This window comes from Jiangella asiatica, from assembly GCF_004349065.1.
Taxonomy (GTDB): Bacteria; Actinomycetota; Actinomycetes; order Jiangellales; family Jiangellaceae; genus Jiangella; species Jiangella asiatica.
In genome coordinates this window covers 95,205-121,063 of the sequence record NZ_SMKZ01000020.1, presented here as the reverse complement: position 1 = coordinate 121,063, position 25,859 = coordinate 95,205, and the positions used below count along the sequence as shown (strand labels likewise).

20 protein-coding genes and 2 pseudogenes are annotated in these 25,859 nt (G+C 71.8%); 11 read left to right on the top strand and 11 right to left on the bottom strand.

Annotated features, from left to right (window positions below; translation table 11 throughout):
• Both E1269_RS15665 and E1269_RS15660 read left to right on the top strand, forming a co-directional pair.
• Nucleotides 1–384: pseudogene (locus E1269_RS15665) on the top strand (hypothetical protein); the annotation flags it as partial.
• A 21-nt stretch (nt 385–405) separates the two neighbouring features.
• Nucleotides 406–4,188, top strand: a complete 3,783-nt coding sequence (locus E1269_RS15660; protein ID WP_131896089.1) for a S8 family serine peptidase — start codon at nt 406–408, stop codon at nt 4,186–4,188.
• 40 nt (nt 4,189–4,228) lie between these two features.
• On the opposite strand, the gene E1269_RS15655 is transcribed toward E1269_RS15660, so the two are convergent.
• Both E1269_RS15655 and E1269_RS15650 read right to left on the bottom strand, forming a co-directional pair.
• Nucleotides 4,229–5,869 carry a DUF3352 domain-containing protein gene (locus E1269_RS15655; RefSeq protein WP_131896087.1) on the bottom strand — a complete coding sequence of 547 codons (1,641 nt, stop codon included), beginning with the start codon at nt 5,867–5,869 and terminating at the stop codon, nt 4,229–4,231.
• A gap of 168 nt (nt 5,870–6,037) precedes the next feature.
• Complete coding sequence (locus E1269_RS15650; RefSeq protein ID WP_131896085.1) at nt 6,038–6,256, bottom strand: hypothetical protein; 219 nt, start codon at nt 6,254–6,256, stop codon at nt 6,038–6,040.
• 167 nt (nt 6,257–6,423) lie between these two features.
• Between E1269_RS15650 and E1269_RS15645 the strand changes: the two genes are divergently transcribed.
• A complete protein-coding gene (locus tag E1269_RS15645; RefSeq protein ID WP_131896083.1) occupies nt 6,424–7,224 on the top strand; it encodes a Bax inhibitor-1/YccA family protein in 801 nt (266 codons plus the stop codon).
• A 320-nt stretch (nt 7,225–7,544) separates the two neighbouring features.
• Here E1269_RS15645 and E1269_RS15640 read toward each other — a convergent pair whose 3' ends face one another.
• Nucleotides 7,545–7,775 (bottom strand): DUF4287 domain-containing protein, encoded by a 231-nt coding sequence (locus tag E1269_RS15640; protein WP_131896081.1) that lies wholly within the window; start codon nt 7,773–7,775, stop codon nt 7,545–7,547.
• Between the two features lie 105 nt (nt 7,776–7,880).
• On the opposite strand from E1269_RS15640, the gene E1269_RS15635 reads away from it, so the two are divergent.
• Complete coding sequence (locus E1269_RS15635; RefSeq protein ID WP_131896079.1) at nt 7,881–8,189, top strand: hypothetical protein; 309 nt, start codon at nt 7,881–7,883, stop codon at nt 8,187–8,189.
• Here the strand turns inward: E1269_RS15635 and E1269_RS15630 are convergent, their stop codons facing one another.
• Both E1269_RS15630 and E1269_RS15625 read right to left on the bottom strand, forming a co-directional pair.
• A complete protein-coding gene (locus tag E1269_RS15630) occupies nt 8,190–9,410 on the bottom strand; it encodes an acetyl-CoA C-acetyltransferase (RefSeq protein WP_131896077.1) in 1,221 nt (406 codons plus the stop codon).
• A gap of 60 nt (nt 9,411–9,470) precedes the next feature.
• Nucleotides 9,471–10,469: an SGNH/GDSL hydrolase family protein gene (locus tag E1269_RS15625; RefSeq protein WP_131896117.1), complete on the bottom strand. Its 999-nt coding sequence runs from the start codon at nt 10,467–10,469 to the stop codon at nt 9,471–9,473.
• A 172-nt stretch (nt 10,470–10,641) separates the two neighbouring features.
• On the opposite strand from E1269_RS15625, the gene E1269_RS15620 reads away from it, so the two are divergent.
• Nucleotides 10,642–12,009 (top strand): cystathionine beta-synthase, encoded by a 1,368-nt coding sequence (locus tag E1269_RS15620; RefSeq protein ID WP_131896075.1) that lies wholly within the window; start codon nt 10,642–10,644, stop codon nt 12,007–12,009.
• Here E1269_RS15620 and E1269_RS34300 read toward each other — a convergent pair.
• Both E1269_RS34300 and E1269_RS15610 read right to left on the bottom strand, forming a co-directional pair.
• Nucleotides 11,932–12,240 carry an LmrA/YxaF family transcription factor gene (locus tag E1269_RS34300; RefSeq protein ID WP_476702867.1) on the bottom strand — a complete coding sequence of 103 codons (309 nt, stop codon included), beginning with the start codon at nt 12,238–12,240 and terminating at the stop codon, nt 11,932–11,934. The genes E1269_RS15620 and E1269_RS34300 overlap by 78 nt on opposite strands.
• 13 nt (nt 12,241–12,253) lie before the next feature.
• Nucleotides 12,254–12,715: an NfeD family protein gene (locus E1269_RS15610; RefSeq protein ID WP_131896073.1), complete on the bottom strand. Its 462-nt coding sequence runs from the start codon at nt 12,713–12,715 to the stop codon at nt 12,254–12,256.
• 99 nt (nt 12,716–12,814) lie between these two features.
• On the opposite strand from E1269_RS15610, the gene E1269_RS15605 reads away from it, so the two are divergent.
• From E1269_RS15605 to E1269_RS15580, 6 genes are all read left to right on the top strand, one after another.
• On the top strand, nt 12,815–13,612 hold the full coding sequence (locus E1269_RS15605) for a DUF3152 domain-containing protein (protein WP_131896071.1): 798 nt from the start codon (nt 12,815–12,817) through the stop codon (nt 13,610–13,612).
• A 409-nt stretch (nt 13,613–14,021) separates the two neighbouring features.
• Nucleotides 14,022–16,688 (top strand): class III lanthionine synthetase LanKC, encoded by a 2,667-nt coding sequence (gene lanKC / locus E1269_RS15600; protein WP_131896069.1) that lies wholly within the window; start codon nt 14,022–14,024, stop codon nt 16,686–16,688.
• 30 nt (nt 16,689–16,718) lie between these two features.
• Complete coding sequence (locus tag E1269_RS34295) at nt 16,719–16,847, top strand: SapB/AmfS family lanthipeptide (RefSeq protein ID WP_131896067.1); 129 nt, start codon at nt 16,719–16,721, stop codon at nt 16,845–16,847.
• A gap of 85 nt (nt 16,848–16,932) precedes the next feature.
• On the top strand, nt 16,933–19,014 hold the full coding sequence (locus tag E1269_RS15590; RefSeq protein WP_131896115.1) for a prolyl oligopeptidase family serine peptidase: 2,082 nt from the start codon (nt 16,933–16,935) through the stop codon (nt 19,012–19,014).
• On the top strand, nt 19,011–20,705 hold the full coding sequence (locus E1269_RS15585; protein ID WP_131896065.1) for an ABC transporter ATP-binding protein: 1,695 nt from the start codon (nt 19,011–19,013) through the stop codon (nt 20,703–20,705). Before E1269_RS15590 ends, E1269_RS15585 begins: the two co-directional genes overlap by 4 nt.
• Nucleotides 20,702–22,426 carry an ATP-binding cassette domain-containing protein gene (locus tag E1269_RS15580; protein ID WP_131896063.1) on the top strand — a complete coding sequence of 575 codons (1,725 nt, stop codon included), beginning with the start codon at nt 20,702–20,704 and terminating at the stop codon, nt 22,424–22,426. The genes E1269_RS15585 and E1269_RS15580 overlap by 4 nt, the downstream gene beginning before the upstream one ends.
• Here the strand turns inward: E1269_RS15580 and E1269_RS15575 are convergent.
• The 4 genes and pseudogenes from E1269_RS15575 to yczR form a co-directional block, all read right to left on the bottom strand.
• Nucleotides 22,405–22,971 (bottom strand): response regulator transcription factor, encoded by a 567-nt coding sequence (locus E1269_RS15575; RefSeq protein ID WP_203433650.1) that lies wholly within the window; start codon nt 22,969–22,971, stop codon nt 22,405–22,407. The genes E1269_RS15580 and E1269_RS15575 overlap by 22 nt on opposite strands.
• Before the next feature lie 206 nt (nt 22,972–23,177).
• Nucleotides 23,178–23,345: pseudogene (locus E1269_RS34290) on the bottom strand (type II toxin-antitoxin system PemK/MazF family toxin); the annotation flags it as partial.
• Nucleotides 23,346–23,587: 242 nt separating this feature from the next.
• The gene (gene msrA, locus E1269_RS15565) at nt 23,588–24,259 is read right to left on the bottom strand and encodes a peptide-methionine (S)-S-oxide reductase MsrA (protein WP_131896057.1); all 672 of its coding nucleotides are present in this window, start codon (nt 24,257–24,259) and stop codon (nt 23,588–23,590) included.
• A 116-nt stretch (nt 24,260–24,375) separates the two neighbouring features.
• Complete coding sequence (gene yczR, locus E1269_RS15560) at nt 24,376–25,827, bottom strand: MocR-like transcription factor YczR (RefSeq protein WP_203433646.1); 1,452 nt, start codon at nt 25,825–25,827, stop codon at nt 24,376–24,378.
• Between the last annotated feature and the right edge of the window lie 32 nt (nt 25,828–25,859).

Below are 25,859 nucleotides of genomic sequence, written 5' to 3'. Positions count from 1 at the left end.
CACACCGAGACGACGTGGGGGTTCCGGTCGGGTCGTCCGTCGGGTGAGTCCGAGGTGCTGGCGTTGGTGCAGCTGGGTTACGAGCTGGACGCCGGGCTGCGCAACGAGGTGCCGGCGGGGGTGTCGTATCCGCTGGTGGTGACGCCGGACTACCAGCCGGGTGCGGACGGGCCGGGTGGGTTTTCGGTGGGTGTGGAGGTGTCGTTCGACGACGGTGTCAGTTGGCGGGAGGTGCCGGTGTCGGCGTCTGGTGACGGTTCGTTCGAGGCTCAGGTGCCGGCCGCGGGTGAGGGGTTCGCGTCGGTGCGGGTGAGTGCTGAGGACGGCGACGGGAACCGCGTCGTCCAGCAGGTCGACCGGGCCTGGCGCATCGCCGCCGGCTGATTCGGGCTGAGGAGGGCCACCATGACGACCACTGCGTTCCCCGCCGGTGCCGGCCGCCGCTGGGCGGTGGCGGCGCTGCTCGCCGCGGTCCTGCCGGTTTCGCTCGCCGGCGCGGGCCCGTCCGCGGCCTCCAGCACCGCGACCCCAGCGGTGACGGCGTCGCCGGCGACCTCGCCGGCCGGTGCGACGTACCAGATCACACTGCTCACCGGCGACGTCGTAACGCTCCACGTCGCGCCGGACGGGCGCCAGGCCGCGTGGGTCGAGGAGCCGGCCGACGGCGAGCCCGCCGGCTCGACGCCGCGGATCTCGGAGGCGGACGGGCACGTGCACGTCGTGCCGGACGAGGCGGTGCATTACCTGGAGTCCGGTGCGGTCGACGAGCGGCTGTTCGACGTGACCTACCTGGCCCAGGAGGGCTACCACGACGCCGCCACGGCGGACCTGCCGCTGCTCGTCGCCGCACCGGCCGACGAGGCGTCCCGGGACGCCGCACCGCTGAGCGTGCCGCCCGGTGTCCTCGTCGAGCGCGAGCTGGACAGCATCGACGCGGTCGTCGTCACCGCCGACCGGGCCGCGCGGAGCGTGCTGTGGGATGCCGTCCTCGCCCAGGAGGTGGGGCGGGTCTGGCTGAACGGCCGGGTCGAGGTGGCGTTGGACGAGAGCGTCTCGCAGGTCGGCGCGCCGGCGGCGTGGGAGGCCGGGTACGACGGCACCGGGACGACGGTCGCGGTGCTGGACACCGGCTGGGACCCGACCCATCCCGACCTCGCCGGGCAGGTGGTCGGCGCGGCGAACTTCACCCCGGATCCGGATCCGGAGGGCCGGACCGGTGTCGACGGGCACGGGCACGGCACGCACGTGGCGGCGACGGTGGCCGGCACCGGGGCTGCGTCCGGCGGCGCCAACCGGGGCGTCGCTCCCGGGGCCGACCTGCTGATCGGGAAGGTTCTCGACGCCACCGGCAGCGGGTACGAGGACTGGATCATCGCCGGCATGGAGTGGGCGGTCGCGCAGGGCGCCGACGTCGTGAACCTGAGCCTCGGCGGAGACGCGCCCAGCGACGGCACCGACCCGCTCAGCCTCGCCGTCGACCGGCTCACCGCCGAGTCCGAGACGCTGTTCGTGGTGGCCGCGGGCAACATCGGACCAACCGAGGGCACCGTCACCTCACCGGGTGCGGCGACATCGGCGCTGACCGTGGGTGCGGTGGAAAAGGACGACGAGGCGGCGTCCTTCTCCTCGCGTGGCCCGCGGCTGGGCGACGGCGCGGTGAAGCCGGAGATCGTGGCGCCCGGCGTGGACGTCGTCGCCGCCCGCGCGGCCGGAACCTCGCTGGGCAACCTGCTCGACGAGCACTACACGTCCCTGAACGGCACCTCGATGGCCACGCCGCACGTGGCCGGGGCCGCCGCCATCCTGGCTCAGCAGCACCCGGAGTGGGACGGCGAGCAGCTGAAGTCCCGGCTGGTGGCCAGCAGCCTGCCGTTGGACGGTGAGCGCACGACGTTCCAGGGCTCGGGCCGGCTCGACGTCGCCGCGGCGGTCGCCGACGCGGTGAGCGTCGAGCAGAGCGTGCTGAACCTGGGCTACCTCGGCATGGACGACCCGGGCGTGAGCCAGACCCTGACCTACCACAACCCGACCGACGAGCGGGTCACGCTGGTGCTGTCCGCCGACGTCACCCGCGTCGGCTCGGACGGTGCCGGTGCGCCCGTGCTCCGGCTCGCCGACCCGGTCCTGTCCATACCGGCCGGCGGCACCGCGAGCACGCAGGTCCGCGTGGCGCCGTCGGCGAGCACCGGTGGCGCCTACACCGGCCGGATCGTGGCCACCGATCCGCGCGACCGCGACGTCCGCGTGCAAAGCGTGGTGTCATTCACCGTCGAGCGTCGCGCGCACACGGTCACCGTGACCGGGATCGCCCGGGACGGCGCGCGGGCCACCGGCACCGTCGACCTGTGGAACAACGAGACCGCGGAATGGATCCGGGCGTTCATGACCGACGGCGTCGCGACCGTGGCGGTGCCGGCCGGCACGTACACGATGGTGGCGTCGGTCGAGACGGCACCGGTGGATTATCGGGTCGCCGACCGGGCGCTCGCCGCTGAGCCACAGCTCGTCGTCGACGGCGACGTCACCCTCGACTACGACGCCCGCGACGCCGAACCGGTCCAGGTCGAGACGCCGCGAGAGACCGACGTCCATCGCTACCAGGTAGTGTGGCGCCGCGAGATCGGTGACCGGTCGAGGACGGTCGTCGTCGCCGAAGGCTGGTACGAGGAGGACCTCCACGCGTTCCGGGGACCGGCGGCCAAGACCGGCGAGCTCGAGATCAGCACTGCCTGGCAGCTCGTGGAGCCTCTGCTCGAGGCCGGGGTGGCCGGGCCGGACGGCTTCGAGATCGATCGCACGCCGTCACTGGTGTCGATCGGCCATCCGTACGCCGGCGAGGCGTCGCTGCCGGTCGTCGACGTCGGCGCCGGCACGGACGCGGAGTTCGCCGCCGTGGACGTCGCCGGCAAGGTCGCCCTGGTCCGTCGGACCAGCGGGTCCGACCTGTTGGCCGTGCAGGCCGAGCTGGCGCGGCAGGCGCGCGCGGCGCAGGCGGCCGGCGCGGCGCTGCTGCTGATCCAGAACAACCACCCCGGGGGCTGGCTGCCACAGCTGCGCGGCGGCGCGCTTCCGACGTACGCGTTGGACCAGGCCACCGGCGACCGACTGCGCGCGACGCTGGCCACCGACCCGGGTCTGACCCTGGACGTCGTCGGGCTGGCCGACTCCCGGTACTCCTACGAGCTCGTGTTCACCGAGTCCGACGGCCTGCCCGGCGGCATCGTCTACGAGGTCACCGAGGACGAGCTGGCCACGGTGGTCTCGGACTTCCGCGCCGAGTCCGACGAGATGGCCCGCGGCGAGGAATGGCTGGCCTACCTCGACGGGAGCCTGCTCGGGGTGTCGTTGCCGATGGGCCGCAGCGGCCCCGTCGTGCGCACCGAGTACGTCAGCACCGACCGCGTCCAGTGGGAGCGGCACGCCCGCCCGCACCAGGGATACGGCAACCTGTACTGGGTCTGGTCGGCCGTCGAGCAGTACGAGCCCGGCCGGGTCTATGAGCACGAGTGGTGGGGGCCGGTCACCGCGCCCGGGTTCCCCGAGGGCACCGGCTGGGGCGTCGCCCGGGTCCGCGACGCGATCCGCATCGCGATCCCGCACTACACCTGGGGCGACTGGTCGCTGCACGGCACGATCTTCCAGCAGGCCGGCGACCTGTCGGAGCTGACGCTGCGCCGCGACGGCGAGGTCGTCGGGACGAAGGACTGGTCGGAGGCGCAGTTCACGGTGCCCGCGGAGGAGGGCGACTTCGAGCTGTCGCTGTCCGTCACCGACGGGCGGCTCAACTGGAAGGAGACCTCCACCCACACCGAGACGACGTGGGGGTTCCGGTCGGGTCGTCCGTCGGGTGAGTCCGAGGTGCTGGCGTTGGTGCAGCTGGGTTACGAGCTGGACGCCGGGCTGCGCAACGAGGTGCCGGCGGGGGTGTCGTATCCGCTGGTGGTGACGCCGGACTACCAGCCGGGTGCGGACGGGCCGGGTGGGTTTTCGGTGGGTGTGGAGGTGTCGTTCGACGACGGTGTCAGTTGGCGGGAGGTGCCGGTGTCGGCGTCTGGTGACGGTTCGTTCGAGGCTCAGGTGCCGGCCGCGGGTGAGGGGTTCGCGTCGGTGCGGGTGAGTGCTGAGGACGGCGACGGGAACCGCGTCGTCCAGCAGGTCGACCGGGCCTGGCGCATCGCCGCCGGCTGACCGTCCACAAGACGCACCCACCAGGTGGGTGCTACGCCGGTCAGTCGGCCGTGACCCGCAGGCTCATCTCGGTGTGTCCGTCGAGCACCTGGGCGGACACACCGACCGCCTGCAGCGCCCGCAGCGACTCGAGCTCGCTGTCGCTGAGTCCCTGGCCCTCCGCCGCGGACAGGATGTCGTCCTCGACGGCGTCGAAGTTCAGGAAGAACACCGTGTTGGCCTCGCCCGCGTCCCTGACGGCCGTGGTGTAGACGTCGCTGTCGCTGAGGTCGCCGCCGTCGATCAGCGCATTCGCGTAGTCGTCGTTGCTGGCGATGACGTAGCCGTCGTTGGTGGTCTGCAGCGGCACTCCCTCGAGCGACGCACCCGCGTCCTCGGCGATGCCCTGGATGCGGTCCCACAGGTCCTGGAACGCCTCCGGGTCGGTCTCGACCCGCGCGCCCACGTCGAGCGTGGACAGGTCGCCCTCCGCGATCGCGCCTGGGTCCAGCTCACCGCCGCCCACGGCCACGACGAGGTGGTCACCGAACACCGTGGCGATGTCCTCGGGCAGCGAGATCCCGATCTCGTCCTCCAGGGCACCCAGCTCCTCCTCGGCGTCGGGATACGTACCGAGCAGCGCGTCCCAGTTGTCGGTGACGTACTGGCTGCCGCCGGACACGCCCAGGAACGCCATGGTGTCCTCGGGGACGTTGGCCCGGACTCCGGCGTCGACCGCCTGGTAGATCTCGCCGGTCATGACGGCGGCGAGCTCGGCATAGGAGTCGTCGAACCGGAACGCCATCGCGGCATTGCGATAGGAGTCGTCGATCATCTCGGCCATGTCGTCGCCGGAGGGCATGCCGCTCCCCTCCGGAATCTCGCCGAGGGCCTCCGCACCGCCGAACGTGTCGAACAGCGCGCTGCCCGACGTCCACGCCGAGGCGATGCCGGGGTCGCCGAGGAGGTCCATCGTCTCGGTGAACTCGGCGTTCTCGCTCAGCGGGGACTCGCCGGCCGCCTCGACGTAGCGGTCGGCGTTCTCCTGCGTGTCGGTCATGATCAGGTAGCCGTCGAGGAACGCGCGGCCCATCTCAGCGCCGCCGGTGGCGTCGCAGCCCAGCACCTTGTCGATGGCGGCCTCGGCGGCATCCTGGTCGTCGGTCTGCAGCGCCAGTGCGAAGCCGGGCTCCTCGCCGTCGCCGGTCGGCGGCAGCATGGCCGCGCCCAGGCGGTTGCCGATCCACGGCTCGACGTCCTCCTGGAAGTCCAGGTCGCAGCCGGTGGATGCGGAAAACGCGTCGACCAGCCGCTCGCGCAGGTCGGCGTTGTCGTCCTCGATACCGGTGGCCTCGCTGAACAGCGGGAACTTGCGCAGGAACCGGAACGCCTCGATCTTCTGGCTGGCCGATGGGTCCAGGTCGACGCGCGCGTAGCCCAGCGCGTCGCCGGGCAGCACGTCGTGCGGCTGCGTGCCGCCCCCGTCGAGGGCCTGCCACGCCACCACCGCACCGGGCACGATCAGGACGGCGACACCGGCCAGGATTCCGGCGGCCAGGCCGCGGCGGCGCCTGGAGGCACCTGGCGGCGGCGGTACCGGGCCGACGGCCACCGCGCCGAGGTCCAGCGGCCGGGTGGGCTGCGGACCGGGTGTCGCGCCGGTGGGCGGCGTGGGGGGAGTGGTGCCAGGAGGTGGCGGCACCGGCGGGACGGAACCGTCCGGATTCCGACCGCCGGGCTCGCCCGGACCCCCGGGTGTACCTGTACTCGACATCGTTACCCCCTTGGCGACACCTCGTCAGATGTTCGCGCTCAGGGTAACCGACCGTGGGAAACGGGGCATACCGCAACGTCGGCGGCGCGACCGCGGTCAGTTCTGGGCGACCAGGCCGATCACGGCGAGGATGGCCAGGCTGACGACCAGCACCACGACGACCGCGACGAACAGCGTCCACGGCGGCCAGCGCCCCGGCCGGCGGTCAGGGTCCTGGTAGTTGCTCGGCTCGCGGTCAGGAATCGCCCGCGCCGGGCGTTGGGCTGGGTCTTCGTGACCCCATGGTCGGTCGTGCGAGTCGTCTTCCTGTGGCATGGTGGCCCTCCCGGTCTCCGCACCCACCGGGTGTGCGTCCGGCGGGAACCCGTGACCGTCACGTACCCAGCGCGTCCGGCGGCACGCGGTCTCGTGATTCGGCTCGCTGATCAGTAGACTTGCCATACGTATCTGATTCGCCCGATGGCGGGCGTTGGAGGAGAGCGATGCAAGGGAACAACCCGATCTTCAGCCGGGCGGAGGGCTTCAACGGACGGCACGCGACCTACGACGCCGCCGCGCCGAGCGCTGAAGAGCTTCAGGACATGTACGCCGCACCCTCGGCGACGCCCGTGCAGACCGGGCGGATGACCTACGACGACGTCGTCATGAAGACCGGCATCACGTTCGCCGTTCTGCTGGCCGGCGCCGTGGTGGGCTGGTTCAACCCCGGCCTCGCCTTCGTCGGTCTGATCGTCGGACTGGTGCTCGGCCTGGTCAACGCGTTCAAGCGCAACCCGTCGCCGCCGCTGATCCTGGCCTACGCCGCGTTCGAGGGTCTGTTCGTCGGTGGCATCAGCCAGGTCTTCGAGAACTACGCCATCAGCGGGCAGCCGCTGGACGGCATCGTCGCCCAGGCGGTCCTGGGCACGCTCGCGGTCTTCACGGCCACGCTGCTCGTGTACCGCAGCGGCAAGGTGCGGGTGACGCCGAAGTTCCAGCGCGGCGTCATGATCGCGCTGATGGGCTACGCGCTGTTCAGCCTGGTCAACCTGCTGTTCATGGTGTTCAGCGACACCAACAGCGCGTTCGGCTTCCGCGACGGCGCGTTCGGCGCGCTGATCGGCCTGTTCGCGGTCGGCCTGGCGTCGCTGGTGCTGATCCTCGACTTCGACTTCATCGACAAGGGCGTCAAGGCCGGCATCCCGGCCAAGTTCGCCTGGACGGCAGCGTTCGGCCTCACGGTCACGCTCGTCTGGCTCTACATCGAGATCCTCCGGCTGCTGGCCATTCTCCGCGGAGAGTGACCCGCCCAGCCGTCGGACGGTGACTACGCGTCGGCCCGCCTCGTGGACCTCACGAGGCGGGCCGAATCGCTTCTCCGCCGCCCGACCGCCTCGAGATGATCACGTTCAGCACGAGATCTCGTGTCACACCATGCTCGCAATCATGGTGAGGCTCGGGTGATCCTGCTGAACGTGATCATTCCAGCCGTTTGCCCCCGAGGGAGCGAGCGTGACCGTGGCCGAGACCTGCCCGACACGACGACACCGGGTGACTGGTGATGCGCGAGAGGTCCCGGTGATGTTCACGAACCCCAGGTAGAAGGGTGCGGGGGCGTTCGGGGTCAGCCGAACAGGCGCGCCGCACGGCGCAGGTCGTGCTCGTGCACGATGGCGGTGGCGTGGCCGTGGGCCAGGCCGTGCTCGTCGCGGAGCCATCTCACGCGATCGTCGAACCGCAGGAAGGCGGGTCCGGCCTCGAGGGCCTCGAACCACTCCGGAAGGTCTCGTCCGGTGATGCCTGGAACCCGGGCGAGAAGGTTGCGATGGGTCTCGTCGGAGTGATTCAGGCTCATGGCTGCCTCCGCGGCTCTCGAGGACTCCCGTATCACGACTGTGCCTGACGCATCGGGATGGCACAACCCTTTCGTCAAGACCATCTGGAGATCGGACCGGCCGTAATGATCAGCAAGGATGCCCAGGCGCTGGGGCGGGAGCTCGAGCGCCTGGTGCGGGAGCTGCGCCGCGGTGACCGTGCGGTCGCCTCGGTCGCCGACGCCGCGCACCGGCTGGCGCAGGCGCTCGCCGACGCGGCCGCCGACGCTCGCGGCGACCGGCGGCGCCCGGTGCCGAGGCTCGCCGACCACGCGCTGGCCGACCAGGTCGCCGTCGTCGGACGGGAACTGCTCGACGCGCTGGCGGCGGGGCACGAGGCCGACCTCGACGCCGTCGTGGCGGCCCTCAGAAGCCTGCGTGGGCCGTCGGAGTGATCAGAGGCGTTCGAGGATGATCGCCATGCCCTGGCCACCGCCGACGCACATGGTCTCGAGGCCGATGGAGGCGTCGCGGGTCCGCATCCCGTTGACGAGCGTGGTCATGATGCGCGCGCCGGTGGAGCCGAACGGGTGGCCGAGCGCGATGGCGCCACCGTGCACGTTGAGCTTGTCGTAGTCGATGCCCAGCTGCCGCGCGCTCGGCACGACCTGCGCGGCGAAAGCCTCGTTGATCTCCACGAGGTCGACGTCGTCGATGGTCATGCCGGCCCGTGCCAAGGCCCGGCGGGTCGCCTCGACCGGACCCAGCCCCATGATCTCCGGCGAGAGTGCCGACGCCGCGGTCGCGACGACACGGGCCAGCGGGGTCAGCCCGAGCTCGCGGGCCCGGGTGTCGGACATGATGACCACCGCGGCGGCGCCGTCGTTGAGCGGCGTGCAGTTGCCGGCGGTGATGGTGCCGGCCGGCCGGAACACCGGGTCCAGCGCGGTCAGCTTCTCCAGCGTGGTGCCCGGGCGAGGGCTGTCGTCGGTGTCGACGACCTGCCCGTCCGGCCGGGTGACGGGGACGATCTCGCGGGCGAAGAAGCCGTCCTTCATCGCCTGCTCCGTGCGCGACTGCGACAGGACGGCGAACTCGTCCTGGTCCGTCCTGGTCACCCCGCACAGCGTCGCGACGTTCTCCGCCGTCTGGCCCATCTGGACGTAGATATCGGGCAGCTGGCCCTCGGCGCGCGGATCGTGCCAGGTCTCGTTGGTCTCCGCGTACCTGGCGGTGCGCGCCTTGGCGTCGGCGAAGATCGGGTTCTGCGTCGACTCGGGGTCGACGCCGGCGCCGCCGAAGCCGACGTACCGCGAGACGCACTCCACCCCGGCCGACACGAACGCGTCGCCCTCGCCGGCCTTGATCGCGTGGAAGGCCATCCGGGCGGTCTGCACCGACGACGCGCAGAACCGGTTGATCGTCGCCGCCGGGATGTCGTCGAGCCCGAGCTGGACGGCGATGCGACGGGCGACATTGCCGCCCTGCTCGTCGCGCGGCTCCGCGCAGCCGACGTAGATGTCGTCGAGGGTGGCGGGGTCGAGCGAAGGGACCTGCTTCAGCGCGGCGTCGATGACGGTGGCGGCGAGATCGTCGGGACGGACGTCGACCAGCGACCCTTTGTAGGCCCGGCCGATGGGAGAGCGGGCGGTGGCGACGATGACTGCCTCGGGCATGGCGGGCTCCTCGACCGGTGTTACCGATTGGTAACTCCAGGCTACACGCGACCCTCCCCACTACGCCCGGTGTGCCTCCACCGCGTCGGGCAGCGGGCGCCGCCGGCGGTTGCGAAGCAGTACCCAGCGCCCACGCGGCCCGCTGGCGTCGCCGCCCACCGTCGCGGCGGCGACCTCGGTGCCGGCGTGGTCGGCGGCGGCCACCGCGGCGATCGAGATGGGCAGCACGCTGTCGCCGCGGACCAGCTCGGGACGGTCCTCGTCGGCGGCCCACAGTCCGAGCGCGCCGACCATCGACGGCAGCGCGGCCGCCGCGGCGTGGGCATAGCCCGCCGACGACGGATGGAACTGGTCCTCGCTGAACAGCTCGCCCGGCGCGGCCTCGAACTCCGGCCCGAGGATCGAGCCGAGCGAGACCGTCCGGCCGCCGGCCTCGACGACGGCGACCGTCTGCGCCGCGGCCAGCTGGCGGCTCGCCCGCCGGGCCAGCCACCGCAGCGGCGGGCGGATCGGCCGAATGGTGCCGAGGTCGGGGCAGGTGCCGACGACGACTTCGCAGCCGGCGTCGCGCAGCCGGCGGACGGCCTCGTCGAGCAGCCGGACGGAGTCGGTGAGCCGGACCTTGTGGGTGATGTCGTTGCCGCCGACGATCACCAGCGCGACGTCGGGTGAGGCGACTATCGCCTTGTCGAGCTGGTCGGTGAGGTCGGTGCTCTGCGCGCCGACCTGGGCGACGGTGGTGAGCGCGACCGGCCGGTGCGCCACCTCGGCCAGTCCAGCGGCCAGCAGCGCGCCCGGTGTCTCCTCGGGCGTCTCGACGCCGTAGCCGGCGGCCGCGGAGTCGCCGATGACGACGAACGACAGCGGCGGGCCGTCCCCGGTGCCGTAGATGCCGTCGGGGTCGGGCGGCCCGCCGAGCGGGCGCCCTGTGATGGTGCGCCGGGCAACGGTGGCCTGCAGCCGGAGCAGACCGTAGACACTGGCGCCCAGGAGACTGAGACCTCCGCCGCCGTACGCGGCGGCCGTTGCGATCCGACGCGCCGTGCGAGCGCTGAGCATGCCGACCACGCATCGACTCTAGCGAAGCCGTGTCGCGCACCCCCGCCGAACCGCCGCCGCCCCGACCCGTGATCTTGGAGAAATCGCGGAATCGGCGGGTGAAATGTCCGATGGATTCCGCGAAGGCTCCAAGATCAACCGGGGTGGGAGGTGGGAGGGATAAGGTCGCAGCGTGGAGTACTACGAGAACGTCGTCGACCTGATCGGCGACACCCCGTTGGTCCGGTTGGGCACCGTCACGGGCCACACCGAGGCCACCGTGCTGGCGAAGGTCGAGTACCTCAACCCCGGCGGCTCGGTGAAGGACCGCATAGCCACCCGCATGATCGACGACGCGGAGAAGGCCGGCCGCATCGGGCCCGGCAGCACCATCGTCGAACCGACCAGCGGCAACACCGGCGTCGGGCTGGCGCTGGTCGCCCAGCGGCGCGGCTACCGCTGCGTGTTCGTCTGCCCCGACAAGGTCAGCGAGGACAAGCGCAACGTGCTGCGCGCCTACGGCGCGGAGGTCGTCGTCTGCCCCACCGCCGTCGCGCCGGAGGACCCGGACTCGTACTACTCCGTCTCCGACCGGCTGGTCAGCGAGATCCCGGGTGCCTGGAAGCCGGACCAGTACGCCAACCCGGCCAACCCGCGCTCGCACTACGAGACCACCGGCCCGGAGATCTGGAAGCAGACCGCGGGCGCGGTCACCCACTTCGTCGCCGGCATCGGCACCGGCGGCACCATCACCGGCGTCGGCAAGTACCTCAAGGACGTGTCCGGCGGCCGGGTCACGGTGGTGGGCGCCGATCCGGAGGGCTCGGTCTACTCCGGCGGCAGCGGGCGGCCGTACCTCGTCGAGGGTGTCGGCGAGGACTTCTGGCCCACCACCTACGACGCGGGCGTCTGCGACCAGATCATCGCCGTGTCGGACAAGGACTCCTTCGAGATGACCCGCCGGCTGGCGCGGGAGGAGGGCCTGCTGGTCGGCGGCTCGTGCGGGCTGGCGGTCGTCGCGGCGCTCCGGGTGGCCGAGCATGCCGGGCCGGACGACGTCGTCGTCGTGCTGCTGCCCGACGGCGGCCGCGGATACCTGTCCAAGGTGTTCGACGACTCCTGGATGACGTCGTACGGCTTCCTGCCGCCGGTCGAAGGCGTGACGGTGGGCGACGTGCTGCACCGCAAGTCCGGCGAGATGCCGGCGCTGGTGCACACCCACCCGGGTGAGACCGTGGCCGACGCCGTGCACATCCTGCGCGAGTACGGCGTGTCGCAGATGCCCGTGGTCCGGGCCGAGCCGCCGGTCATGGCCGCGGAGATCGCCGGCGCCGTGGTCGAGCGCGACCTCCTGCACGCGCTGTTCACCCGCGCCGCCGCGCTCACCGACCGGGTCGAGCAGCATATGTCGCCGGCGCTGCCGATGCTCGGTGCCGGCGAGGCGGTCAGTGCCGCGGTCGAGACCCTGCGCTCCGCGGACGCCCTACTGGTGGTCGACGACGGCAAGCCGGTGGGCGTCCTCACCAGGACCGACCTGCTGGGCTACGTCGTCGCCGGCTGACCCCGGCGGTCCCGCACCACTCCGCCGGGCGCGGGACAGGATCACCGCACCCCTCGACCGAGCTCGCCGCGACCGTCGCCAGCGTCCGTGCTGCTTCCGGCGGGTGTCTCCGGCGACGAGGTGTTCGGCCAGCGGCGCGACCCACGACTCGAACGCGGCCGCGCAGGCTGCTCGTAGCCGCTGGCTGTGCGCGCCCATCTCCAGCGTCACGACCGAGACCGGGCAGCCCAGCCGTCGAGGGTGGTCACCCCTCGTCCAGCACGAGAGCGGTGGCGCCGCGGATCTCGACCACGTCGACGGTGGCGCCCTCCTCGAAGATCGAGCGGCCGTCGTAGCTACGCGCCGTCCAGACCTCGCCGGCCAGCTTGATGAGGCCGTTGTGTGCGTCGACCCGCTCGATGACCACGCCGTGCTGCCCGACCAGCGCGGCCGCCCCGAACGACGACGGTGTCGGCTTGAGCAGCCGGCGCTTGGCGATCGGGCGGACGACACCCAGCAGCGCGACACTGACCCCGATGGCCACGAGCAGCTGCAGCAGGAACTCCGCACCCAGTGCGGCCGCGACCGCCCCGCTCGTTGCGCCGATGGCCAGCATGAGGAAGAAGAAGTCGAGGGTGGTCAGCTCGATGGTGCCGAGCACCAATGCGGTGCCGGCCCAGGCGACCACCCACGCGTGGTCGCTGAACCAGTCCCACAACGATTGCATGGTCGCAGTTTATTGATTGTTGGGAGTTTTGTATTCATTGTCGATGGGTGCCTGATCCACTGATACTTCTCCGAGAAGGCATATGCGATCATGAACGGCATGGTCCCCGCAGCTCGTCGTGCCGGTCGTCCGGCGCGGGGCAGGCGTCGTCCGCCGCGGTCGTCCGGACGCCGCCCGTGGGGGCTGGGCGGGTTCGCGCTGGTTGGCGTCGCGCTGCTGGCCGTGGGTTTCGCCGTCGTCCCGGGCGACCGCGGTGCCGGTGACGCCGTCGGCGCCGAGCCGAGCCTCGACGCCGTCGAGACCGCCGCAGGGCCGTCCCGCGAGCCGACGGTGACCCCGTCGCCGTCGCCGTCGCCGACGCCGACGCCGCAGATCCCGCAGACCGGGCCCGGCACGTTCGCCGTCACGCCGGGCCAGAGTGCCCTCGCCGGCACAGGCGGCACCCGCAGCACCTACACGGTGGAAGTCGAGGACGGACTGCCGTTCGACCCGATCGAGGTGGCCGCCGTGGTCGATGCCACCCTGGCCGACCCGCGCAGCTGGATCGCCGACGGTGTCCACGCGTTCCAGCGCGTCCCGTCCGACGGCGACCTTCGTATCCTGATCGCGACTCCGGGCACCACCGACGAGCTGTGCGCGCCGCTGAACACGCACGGCGAGGTGTCGTGTCGCAACGGCGACAACGTCGTCATCAACGCGCTGCGGTGGGGGTTCGCCGTCCCGCACTACGACGGCGACCTGGCCGGTTACCGCCAGTACGTGATCAACCACGAGGTGGGCCACGCCCTCGGCGAAGGCCACGTGGCCTGCCCGGGCGCCGGCGAGGTGGCCCCCGTCATGCTGCAGCAGACCTACAGCCTGGACGGTTGCCTGCCGAACTCCTGGCCCTATCCCTAGGTCGCGCCGTCCGTGACGCGGCGGTGCCGCGTCTGAACCAGTGGCCTGACCACCGGTAATTCATCCTCCATCGGGCCGTGAGTTCCTCACGTCGTGAAATGAGGGGTTCATAACGGATTGGTGACGTTCGCTACTGTGGCCGCGTCCGGCCTGGGCAGAGGATGTCGACGCAACCACAGCGTCGGGGGGATCCAGATGGGCGGCCAGGATGAGGCGTTCTGTACGACCAGTGTCCTGTTCTGGGCCTCCGCCGACCGTCGGCGGCGCTGGCGCCTGACGACGCGAGTTCCCGTTACCGACCAGGCGCCGGGCTCGGCCCGAGGGGCCGGCGACCCGCTGCGCGAACCTCCGCCCGCCGCGCCGGCGCCAGGCCTGACGGTCGTGCCCGGTTCGATCGCGGGAGTGCCCTGTGATCGACCAGTATGAGCTCTACTGCCTGGCTGACCAGGCCTTCTACGACGCTCCGGCCAACACGGACGCCGGCGGCCCGGACTTCGCCATCGCGGGGCGGCCGGTCCCGGAGGAGTGGGAACGCCAGGCGAGCGACGTCTGGATGAACTACGCGCCGCGGGAGCAGTCGCTTCCGTCGCAGGGCTGGAAGATCCACGTCTCGTGCGGCCTCGACGCCGCCGACCGCGTGCTGGAAGCGGTGTGGCACTACTGCGTCCCCCGCGGCTTGGCCTTCAAGTTCCTCCGCAGCCGGCCGGTCATGGTCATGTTCAACTCCAAGTCCGCCTTCCGCGGATCGAGCGGAAAGCTCGTGACCATCTATCCGGCTGACACCGCCCAGCTGGAGCTCGTCCTGAAGGAACTGGACCAGGTGCTGCATGGCATCGACGGCCCGTACATCCTCAGCGACCTGCGATACGGGGACGGCCCGCTCTTCGTCCGGTATGGCGCCTTCGCCGAACTCCACTGCGTAGACGCGAGCGGCGAACGGGTTCTCGCGATCGAGGACGACCAGGGACGGCTCGTTCCCGATGTCCGCGGACCGGTCTTCGCCTGTCCGCCGTGGGTCGAGCTGCCGGAGTTCCTCGAGCCGCACTTGGCGGCCCGGAACGCGGTGACGGTCGAGGGCCTGCCCTTCGAGATCGAGAGCGTCGTGCAGTTCTCCAACGGCGGCGGGGTGTACCTCGGGCGCGTCCGGAGCACCGGGGAGCGCGTCGTGCTGAAGGAGGGGCGCCCGCTGGCTGGACTCGACGTCGCCGGCCGCGACGCCGTGGCCCGGGTGTCGCACGAGCGGGACATCCTGGGCCGGCTGGCCAGGCTGTCCGCCGTACCCGCCGTGCGCGACTACTTCACCCTGGGCGGGCACCACTTCCTGGTCATGGAGTTCGTCGACGGGAACCCGCTGCAGCGTCTCGTCGTGGATCGGTATCCGCTGACCCATCCAGATCCGTCGCCCGAGACCGTGACCGCGTACGCGGACTGGGCGCTCGGCATGCTCGCCCGGGTCAATCAGGCCATGGACGCCGTCCACGGTCGCGGCGTCGTCTTCGGAGACCTGCATCCGGACAACATCCTGGTCGCCGAGGACGGCCGCATCGTCCTCGTCGACTTCGAGGTGTCGTCCTTCGCCGAGGCAGATGGACGATCGGCGCTGGCGCACCCCGGATACGGCGCGCCGCCGAACCGGCACGGCATCGACGTGGATCGTTATGCCCTGGCGTGCCTGTTCTTCGGGCTGTTCGCGCCCCAGACGACGATCATGCTGCCACTTCATCCGGCCAAGGCGGTCCAGGTGGCCGAGCTCGTCAGGGAGATCTTTCCCGTGCCGGCCAGGACGGTGGAGGCCGTCGTCGGGACGATCCTCGGATCGGCGGACGACGCCGACGCGAGCACGATGCGCGAGCTGCCGATGCCCGGGGTCGCGAGCTGGGAGCGCGTCCGGGCGTCGATGTGCCGGGCGATCGTCGAGAGCGCCACCCCTGGCCGCGAGGACCGGCTCTTCCCCGGCGACATCGCCCAGTTCGAGGCCGGCGGGGGCATCAACCTGGCCTACGGGGCGGCGGGCGTTCTGTACGCCCTGGCTCGGACCGACGCCGGCCGGTTCCCCGAGTACGAGGAGTGGCTGCGTGCGCACGCCGCCGCGCCCGCCCGCGGAACGGGGATCGGGTTCTACGACGGCCTGCACGGGGTGGCTCACGTGCTCGACGTGCTCGGACGCCGGCAGGACGCGCTCGACACGTTGCGGTTGTGCCTGGCCGGCGACTGGCGGTCTCTGGAGCTCGGTCTGTACTCCGGGCTGGCCGGGATCGGCCTCAACCTGCTGCACTTCAGCGAACGCACCGGTGAGCGGGAGTTCGCCGCTCAGGCGGCGGACGTGATCGACGCCGTTGCCGAGCGTCTCGGCGGACCCGAGGACGTGCCTGAGGTCAGTGGCGGGGACAACCCACGGGCCGGGCTGATGTTCGGCTCGTCCGGGCCGGCACTGCTGTTCATCCGCGCCTACGAGCGGACCGGTGACACGGCGCTGCTCGACCTGGCCGCGACGGCGCTGCGGCAAGACCTGCGCCGGTGTATCCGGGACGAGGACGGGACGATGCAGGTCACCCAAGGCTGGCGGACGCTGCCCTACCTCGACGAGGGTTCGATGGGGATTGCCGTGGTCCTCGCTCGCTACCTGACCCATCGCCAGGACGAGGCGTTCGCGACGGCGCTCGACGCACTGCGTCGGGTGGCGCGGGCCGGCTTCTTCGTGCAGCCGGGCCTGTTCACCGGGCGGGCCGGAATCATCGCCGGCGTCGGCATGCTGGCGCGCACCGGCGCCGAGACGGCCGAGCCCTCGGAGCTGCCCGACCTGGTCCGCCGGCTGGACTGGCATGCGCTGCCCTATGGCGGCGGCCTCGCATTTCCCGGCAACCAGCTACTACGACTCTCGATGGACCTGGCCACCGGAACGGCGGGCGTCCTGCTGGCGCTCGGCTCGGCGCTCCACGACCGTCCGGTGTTCCTGCCGTTCCTCGAGCCGGCCGCGCCGGCAACGACCACGGCCCCGTCATCCACCCCGCGCGAGGCCAACCGGCCACTCGCGGACGAGGCCCGGAAGGAGGTGCGCACGACTACGCACTCTTGATCCCACGAGCTCTGGAAGGAGGTGTAGACGATGGCGCTCCTGGACCTTCAGGGAATGGAGGCTCCTGGCCGCAAGGGTCATGGCGGCGGTAGCACGCTGACCGTACTGACCTGTGGCTCGGTCAAGCCGAGCAATCTCAGTGTCGCGTTGTGTCACTGACCGATCCGGGGTCCTGGGCGACGGCTGAACCTCGCCCAGGACCCATACGGCCGGGAGGGAGGGGCCGGTGTCTTCGACGGATCGGATGTCCGTCGTCGCCTACCCGGCGGCAGCGCGTCAGGCGATCGCCGACCGGCTTCACGGGCACGTCGTGCGCGATCCATATCGGTGGCTGGAGGACGAGTCGAGCCCGCAGACGCGGGAATGGCAGGCCGCCCAGGACGAGCTGTGGCGGCGTTTCCGTGCGTCGTTCCCCGGCCGTGCCCGGCTGCGCGCCCGCATCACCGAGCTGTCCGACGTGGGGATGATCACGGCCCCGATGTGGCGCGGAGACCGCCGGTTCTTCCTGCGGCAGGCTGCCCAGCAGGAACATCCAGTGCTCTACACCGCTGCGCCGGACGACCACGAGCGTGTCCTGGTGGATCCGATGACCATCGACCCGTCCGGCGCGACCACGCTCGATCACTGGCAGCCGGACCTCGACGGCCGGCTGTTGGCCTTTCAGCTGTCGCGATACGGGACCGAGCGGTCGCAGCTCTACGTCATGGACGTCGCGTCGCGGGACGTGGTCGACGGGCCGATCGATCGCTGCCGGTACTCCCCGGTGGCCTGGCTGTCCGGTGGGACGGCCTTCTTCTACGTCCGTGCCGTCCCCGAGCCACCGGCCGACTCACGGCGCGTCTACCTCCACCGGCTCGGTACGCCGGCCGCGGACGACGTTCCGATCTTCGGGTCGGGCCGGGACGAGGGGACCTCGTTCGGTCTCGGGATGAGTCAGGACGGTCGCTGGTTGGCGATCTCGGCGTCCCGCGGCACCGCGAGCTCGAACGACGTCTGGCTCGCCGACCTTTCCACCTCGACGTGGGCGGATCCGGCTCTTCGGGTCGTCCACGAGGGCGTGGACGCCCGAACGGTGCTCGACGTCGGCCGCGACGGGCGCATGTACGTCGTCACGACGCTCGGAGCACCTCGCGGCCGGCTGTGCGTGGGTGACCCAGCACGTCCGGACCCCGGGTCGTGGTTCGACCTCGTTCCCGCCGATCCGGAGGCGGTGCTCACCGACTTCGTCATTCTCGACGGTCCCGATCTCCAGCGGGCCGTGCTGCTCGTCGGCTGGACGCGGCACGCGTTGAGCGAGATCAGCGTGCACGACCTCGTCACAGGTGAGCGGCTGGCGCAGGTGCCACTCCCCGGCCCTGGGTCGATCGGCCCACTGACCAGACGTCTCACAGGCGCGCACGAGACCTGGTTCACCTACACCGACAGCGCCACACCGGGAGCCGTGTACCGGTACGACGCCCGCACCGGCGAAACCACGCCCTGGGCCCGGTCGCCCGGTTCCGCGGTCGTTCCCGACGTGCTGGGCCGCCAGATCGTCTACGCGTCGGCCGACGGCACGCCGGTGCGCATGGTGGTCCTGGCCCGGTCCACCGGCGGGGCCGGTCCACGGCCGACCATCCTCTACGGCTACGGCGGCTTCGGTGTGCCGATGACGCCGGCCTATTCGAGCTTCACCCTGGCCTGGGTCGAGTCGGGCGGAGTCTTCGCGATCGCCCACCTGAGGGGCGGCGGCGAGGAGGGTGAGCAGTGGCATCGCGCCGGCATGCGTGAGCGCAAGCAGAACGCCGTCGACGACTTCGTCACGGCGGCTCAGACGCTGATCGCCGAGGGCTGGACCACCCCCGATCAGCTCGGCATCTGCGGCGAGTCGAACGGCGGCCTCCTCGTCGGCGCGGCACTGACCCAGCGACCGGACCTGTTCGCTGCCGCCGTGTGCTCGGCCCCGGTGCTCGACATGGTGCGTTACGAGAACTTCGGTCTCGGTCCGGCATGGCGAGCCGAATACGGCAGCGCCGACGACCCGGACCAGCTCCAGTGGCTGCTCGCGTACTCGCCGTACCACCATGTCCGTGCGGGCGTCGACTATCCCGCGGTCCTGTTCACCGCCTTCGGCAACGACTCGCGGGTGGATCCTCTGCACGCCCGGAAGATGTGTGCGGCCCTGCAGTGGGCGACGGTGGGCTCGCGTCCGATCCTGGTGCGTCTGGAGGACGAGGCCGGCCACGCCGACTCGGCGGCCAGCCGCGGTGTCTCGCTCGCCGCGGACATCCTCGCCTTCGTCGCGGCCAACACCGGGCTCGAGCCCGCAGGAGGTGGCGCGGCATGACACCGCGTGGTGAGCGCGAACGGCCGCGGCCAGCGGGACGGGACTTCACCTTCGGCGCCGTCGTCCTGCACGGGGGCCGCTGGCTGCCGCTGATCGGGATCGCCGCCCTGGTCGACAGCCTCGCCATGCTGGCACTGCCGTTCGTGTTCGGCCGCACGGTGGACGCCATCGTCGGGGGCGGGGACGTCAACCGATGGCTGCTCGTGGCCACGGGACTGATCGTTGTCAGCATCGTGAGCGACCTCGTCGACACGTTCGCCGACGCCGCCTGCAGCGCCGGCACCACCGCCTGGCTGCGCCACCGCCTGATCCGGCACGTGCTCGCCATCGGCCCCGTGGGCACCCGCCGGTTCACCACGGGAGACCTGGTCAGCCGGGTCTCCAGCAACGCCGTAGACGCTGCCCGAGCCGGTCCGAGCTCGGTGACGGTCGGTGCGGCGGCACTGCCTCCGGTGGGCAGTCTGGTGCTGCTCGCCTACATCGACGTGTGGCTCGCCGCCGCCTTCCTCGCCGGGGTCGCGCTGGTCGCCCTCGTCCTGCTGGCCTTCGCACGCCGGACCGCCGAGGTGGCCTTGGCCTACCAGCAGGCGCAGGGCCGGATCGCCGCCCGGCTCACCGAGTCGCTCACCGGGATCCGCACCATCGCCGCTGCCGGAACCGTCGACCGCGAGGACGAGCGCGTGCTCCAGCCACTGCCCGGTCTCCACGACCACGGGATGCGGACCTGGAGCGTGCTGGCCCGCTCGAGTGCGCAGGCCGCCGTCGTCGGGCCGATCGTGCTGGTGGCGGTGCTGGCGGCGGGAGGGCTGCAACTGGTCGACGGGCGGATCACGGCCGGCGAGTTCTTCGCGGCCAGCCAGTACGCGGTGATGGGAGCCGGGCTGGGCGCCCTGACCGGTGTCTTCGCGGAGCTGGCGCGGGCCCGGGCCGGCGTCCAACGTGCCGCCGAGGTGTTCGACGTGCCACCGATCTGGTACGGCCGGCGAGAGCTTCCGCCCGGCCCGGGGCGGCTGGAGTTCCGCGGTGTCACCGTCCGCGGCGACGACTCGGTGCTGCTCGACGGGGTCGACCTCGTCGTGCCGGGTGAAGCGGCGGTCGCCGTCGTCGGCCGGTCCGGTGCGGGCAAGTCCGTCCTCGCCGCTGTCGCGGGCAGGTTGCGCGATCCCGACGAAGGCCAGGTGCTGCTGGACGGAGTGCCGCTGCACGAGATCGGCCACGACTCGTTGCGGGCCGCGGTCGGCTGCGCTTTCGAGGAGCCGGAGCTGGTCGGCGCGACCGCCGGCGACGCCATCGGACTCGGGCTGGAACGTGGGCTGGTGGTGGCCGCGGCGCACGCCACCCACGCGTACGAGTTCGTCAGCCGGTTGCCCGAGGGCTTCGACACTGCGTTGCACGACGCCCCCATGTCCGGCGGCGAACGCCAGCGGGTGGGACTGGCCCGGGCGTGGCATGCCGGCCGGTTGCTCGTCCTCGACGACGCCACCTCCAGCCTCGACACGGTCACCGAGATGCAGATCAGCCGCACCCTCACCGGCGACCTGGGCAGGCGCACCCGGTTGATCGTCACCCACCGTGCCGCCACTGCCGCGCGCGCCGACCTGGTCGTGTGGCTGGAGGACGGGCGGGTGCGTGCGTGCGGCCCGCATGCCCAGCTGTGGGACGACCTGGCCTATCGGGAGGTCTTCGGATGAGGCGGGAGCTGCGATTCGGCGTCGCGTCGCTGCGTCGCCGGCCGCTGCTCGAGCTCGCGGCGTGGTCTGTGCCCGACGCGGTGCCCACCGCGATCTACGGGCTGGCGATCGCCCGCGCCGTCGACGAGGGCTTCCTCGCCGGCCGTCCCGGAGTGGGGCTGGCCTGGCTGGCCGTCCTCGTCGGTGCGGCCTGCCTCGGCGCGGTGGGGTCCCGCCAGGTGTTCCGCCGCCTGGGCGACCTGGTCGAGCCTGTCCGCGACGACCTCGTACGCCGGGTGGTGACCGCCGCGTTGCGGCAGGGAGTTGCCGGCCGCCCCGACGACGGTGCCGTGGCGCGGCTGACCCGCCAGGTGGAGATCGTCAGGGACACCTACGCCGGGCTCATCGTCGTGGCCCGCGACTTCGTGGTCAGGGTCGTCGGTGTCGTGGCCGGCCTGCTGACCATCGCGCCGGTCATCGTCGTCCTCGTGCTGCCGCCGTTCCTGCTCGGGTTCGCCGTCGCCGTGCTGACGCTCGGCGTGGCGGCGGCCCGCGTGCGCACGTCGGTTCGGGCGGACGAGCGCGCGGCCACTGCGGCCGGAGCCGTGGTCGCCGGTACCCGGGACGTGGTCGCCCGTGGCGCCGAGGGGTACGCGATGGCCCTGGTGGCCGGACCGGTCGGCGAGCACGCCGCCGCGGAGCGGGCGCTGGCCCGGGTCGGAGCCCTACGCACCCTGTGCTTCGCCCTCGGTGGCTGGCTGCCCCTGGTGATCCTGCTGGCCGCCGGTCCGTGGCTGGTCGAGCGAGGGGTGAGCGCCGGAGCGATCATGGGCGGGTTGACGTACGTGCTGGTCGGGCTGCATCCGGCGCTCGAGACCGCCATGGGCGCCCTCAGCGGCAGCGGCCTGCGGTACGTCGTGACCCTGGGCCGCATCCTCGACGCCACCACGATTCCCGCGGCTAGGCCGCCGGTTCTCACCGCGGCGCCCAACGGGCACGCCGTGGCCATCGACGCGGCCAGCTTCGCCTATGGATCACACGCCGAACCCGTGGTGCGCGACCTCGACCTCGTCGTCGACGACGGTGACCACCTGGCCATCGTCGGCCCGAGCGGAATCGGCAAGTCCACACTCGCGGCGCTCGTGTGCGGGCTGCTGCGCCCGGACGAGGGGCGCGTCCTGCTCGGCGGGGTGCCTGCCGCCGACCTGCCCGCACAGCGACTCGCGGCCACCCGGGTGCTGATCCCGCAGGAGGCCTACGTCTTCGAGGGGACGATCCGCGACAACGTCACATACCTGCGGCCGACCGCCACGACCGCCGAGATCAGCGACGCCGTCGAGGCCGTCGGTGCGGGGGCCCTGCTGAGCAGGCTCGGAGGAGTCGCCGCTCTCGTGCGGCCGGAGCAGCTCTCAGCCGGCGAACGCCAGCTGCTCGCCCTCGTGCGCGCCTACCTCTCGCCGGCGCCGCTGGCGGTCCTCGACGAGGCCACCTGTCATCTGGACCCGGTGGCCGAGCGGCTGGCCGAGGCGGCCTTCGCCCGCCGTGGCGGCACGCTGATCGTCATCGCACACCGCATCAGCTCCGCCCTGCACGCCCGGCGCATCCTCGTGCTCGACGGCGCGTCGGCGACGGTAGGGCGCCACGACGAGCTGCAACTCGCCTCACCGTTGTACCGGGAGCTCCTCGGTCACTGGACGGTCGCGGCGACGGAGGGCTCCGGTCAGATCCAGCCGGCGTCCTGAGCGATGCGAATCGCCTCGATGCGGGTGCGCGCCCCGGTCTTGACCAGGACGTGCGAGAGGTAGTTGCGGACCGTGCCGGGGCTCAGGAACAGCGTCTCGGCTATCTCCTGCGGTGGCGCGCCCGTCATCGCCAGCCGCAGGACGTCGCGTTCACGGTTGGTCAGGGGACTCTCGTCCGCGGTGAGGGCGGCCAGGGCCAGCTCGGCGTCAAGCACGGGTTCCCCGCGCACCAGGTGCCGGATGGCCTCGATCAGGTCGGCCAGGGACGCGTCGATGGCGATGAGTCCCACCCGAGGTGCCAGCCGGGCGAGTGAGAGGCTGGCCACGCCGGACGAGTATCGATCCAGCAGCATGAGGATGCCGAGCCGCGGAAGCTTCTCGCACACGGCGTGTACGTCGACCGTGCCGGGCAGCAGCGCGTCGAGCACGGCGACCTCGGCCCGCCTCCGTCGGGCGGCGGCGAACACGTCATCGGCTCGCGCCAGCTCGTCCACGACGTCAAGATCGGGTTCACGGGAGAGGGCGGCGCTCAGCGCTTCACGCACGAGCGCACCCCGATAGCCAAGCAGAACACGAATCGCCACGCCGTTCGCCCCCTCGCGACGGCCGCCCTGCGGAGACGCACCAATCAGTCAAGCGTGATTCAACCGATCTTCGGGTCAGCCTAGCCGCAATGGTGTGATCGGGCCATCGGCTTTGCGACATGCACGGACGGCCAGGCTGGGAAACTGTGAGAAGGGTTTGGTCGACCGAGAACATTGGTCTTGCCGCTGATCTCCACCTCGGGGCGGAAGCTGGTGGGTCGGGCGCTGGTCGACGTCGGTGCGACGAGCCACGTGGACAGCGGCAGCAGATCGGATTGGACCACGACGGCGTACCGCTTGCCGCGCTCGTGCCCGCGCGAGCCTCTGCAACGTCGTCGTGGTCGTTCGCAACGGCTCCTGCCTCTGCGCGCAACAGTTGGTCCCGCCGGACGCGCCAAACGGCGAGGATCTCCTCGCGGACGACCTGCGAGCGATCGCGGTCACCGGATGTGAGGTCCGCCAGCGCCCGATCGACATCGGCATCCGCTCGGAATGTCATCGGCATCCGCTCGGAATGTCATGGTCGACTTAACACAGATCGATGCGTATCTCGTGCCGCTCCGGGATGCGTCGAGCCTCACTCGAGCGACGTGCCGGTGCCGATGGGGCACGACACGCCGGTGCCGGCGAGACCGCAGTAGCCGCTCGGGTTCTTGGCGTCGCTGAGGTACTGCTGGTGGTAGTCCTCGGCGTAGTAAAACTGCCGCAGCGGCTCGATCTCGGTGGTGATGTCACCATGGCCGGCGGCGCGCAGCTTGGCGGAGTACGCGTCGCGTGACGCCGCGGCGGCCTCGAGCTGGGCCGGTGTCGTCGTGTAGACCGTGGATCGGTACTGCGAGCCGACGTCGTTGCCCTGGCGCATGCCCTGGGTGGGGTCGTGCTCCTCCCAGAACGCCTTGAGCAGGTCGGCGAAGCTGATCACGGCCGGGTCGAAGACCACCCGCACCACCTCGGCGTGCCCGGTGCGGCCGGTGCACACCTCCTCGTACGTGGGGTTGGGGGTGAACCCGCCGGCGTAGCCGACCGCCGTCGTCCACACGCCGGGCAACCGCCAGAAGATCCGCTCGGCGCCCCAGAAACAGCCCATCCCGAAGACGGCCTCCTGGTAGCCCGCGGGCGGCTCGCCCTGGATCGGCGTGCCCAGGACGGTGTGCGTACCGGCCAGCCCGAACGGCCGGGCTGTGCGGCCGGGCAGCGCCTCCTCGGAGCTGACCTTCCTCGTCTTGGTCAATCGATCGAACAGCGACATCGCGCACCTCCGTCATCGACAACACCGCGCCGGACCGGTACGTTCCCTTCCCCATGATCATCAACGGTTGGCGACGCCATGACGTCGCCAACCGTTGATGATCACGGGGAGAGGTGTCACGCGAAGGAGTCCACCAGGGGTCGAGTCGCGACGCTGGACGCGGTCGCCGTCGCGAACGCCTGGGCCAGCTGCTCGGCCGCCCGTTCGAGGACGTCGACCGGGTAGGTGTACGGCAGCCGGAGCCGCCGCTCGAAGGCGCCGTCGACACCGAAGCGAGGGCCGGCGGCCAGCCGGATGCCGTGGTGCTCCGCGGCCGCGACCAATCGGCTCGAGGCCGGTCGTCCCAGGTCGCACCAGAGCACCAGGCCGCCGTCGGGCATCCGGAACCGCCACGTCGGCAGCAGCCGGCCCAGCGCGGCGGCCAGCGCGTCGCGCCGGGTCCGCAGCTCGGCAAGCCGGCTCGGCAGCACCGCGTCGAGTGAGCCGAGCAGCTCGGCCACGGTCAGCTGCTCGACGACGGCCGAGGAGATGTCGACGCTGGCGCGCACCGCCGCCAGCCGGCGCACCAGCGACTCCTCCGCGCGCAGCCAGCCGACCCGCAGCCCGCCCCACAGCGTCTTGCTGGCGCTGCCGACCGTGACGCTCAGGTCCGCTGGCAGGTAGGTCGCCAGCGGCGGTGGCGTCGCGCCGTCCAGCGCCAGCTCGACCAGGGTCTCGTCGACGACGGTGAGCGTTCGGCTGCGGCCCAGGCTCCTCGCCAGGCCGCGGCGCTCGGTGTCCGAGGCGAGCAGGCCGGTCGGGTTGTTGAAGTCCGGGACGACGTAGGCCAGCCGCGGCGCGGTCTGCCGGACGGCGGCGGCGACGGCGTCGACGTCCCAGCCGTCGGGGGTGAGGGGAACGGGGACGGCGCTCGCACCGTGCCGCCGGATGGCGTCCAGCGCGTTTGGGTACGTCGGCTGCTCGACCAGCACCCGATCGCCCGGTCCGGTGGCAAGGGCGAGCACCAGCGAGAACGCGTGCTGCGCCCCGGCGGTGACGAGTACCTGGTCGGCCCTGGTGGGCAGCCCGCGCGCGGTGTAGCGGGCGGCGACTGCCGCGCGCAGGTCCGGCAGCCCGAACAGGTTGTAGCCGCAGGTCGGCAGATGCCGCGGCAGCTGCTCGAGGGCGACGTCGTAGGCCCGCCGCAGCGCGTGGGTCGGCGCCTCCGGCGCGGCGTGCGCGAGGTCGAGCAGGTCCGAGCCGTCCGGGCCGAACGGTGTCCAGCCGGCGCTGGCGGAGTCACCGGACCGCGACCGTGGCAGCGCGGCCCGCGTGCCCGACCCCTGCCGGCTGACGGCGTACCCGGCGGCGCGCAGGGAGTCGTAGGCGGCGGTGACGGTGGTGCGGCTCACTCCGAGCGCGGCGGCCAGCTCGCGCTCGCCGGGCAGCCGCGTGTCGAGCGCGACCCGGCCGTCGAGGACGAGTAGCCGGATCCCTGCCGCGACCCGCGCGTAGGCCGGCCCAGCGGGCAGGGCGCCCGACCAGTCGCCGAGCTGTCGGGCCAGTTGCGATCCTGTCAGGCTGCGCACCAGGCCACTATTTCACGATTGGCTATGGATTC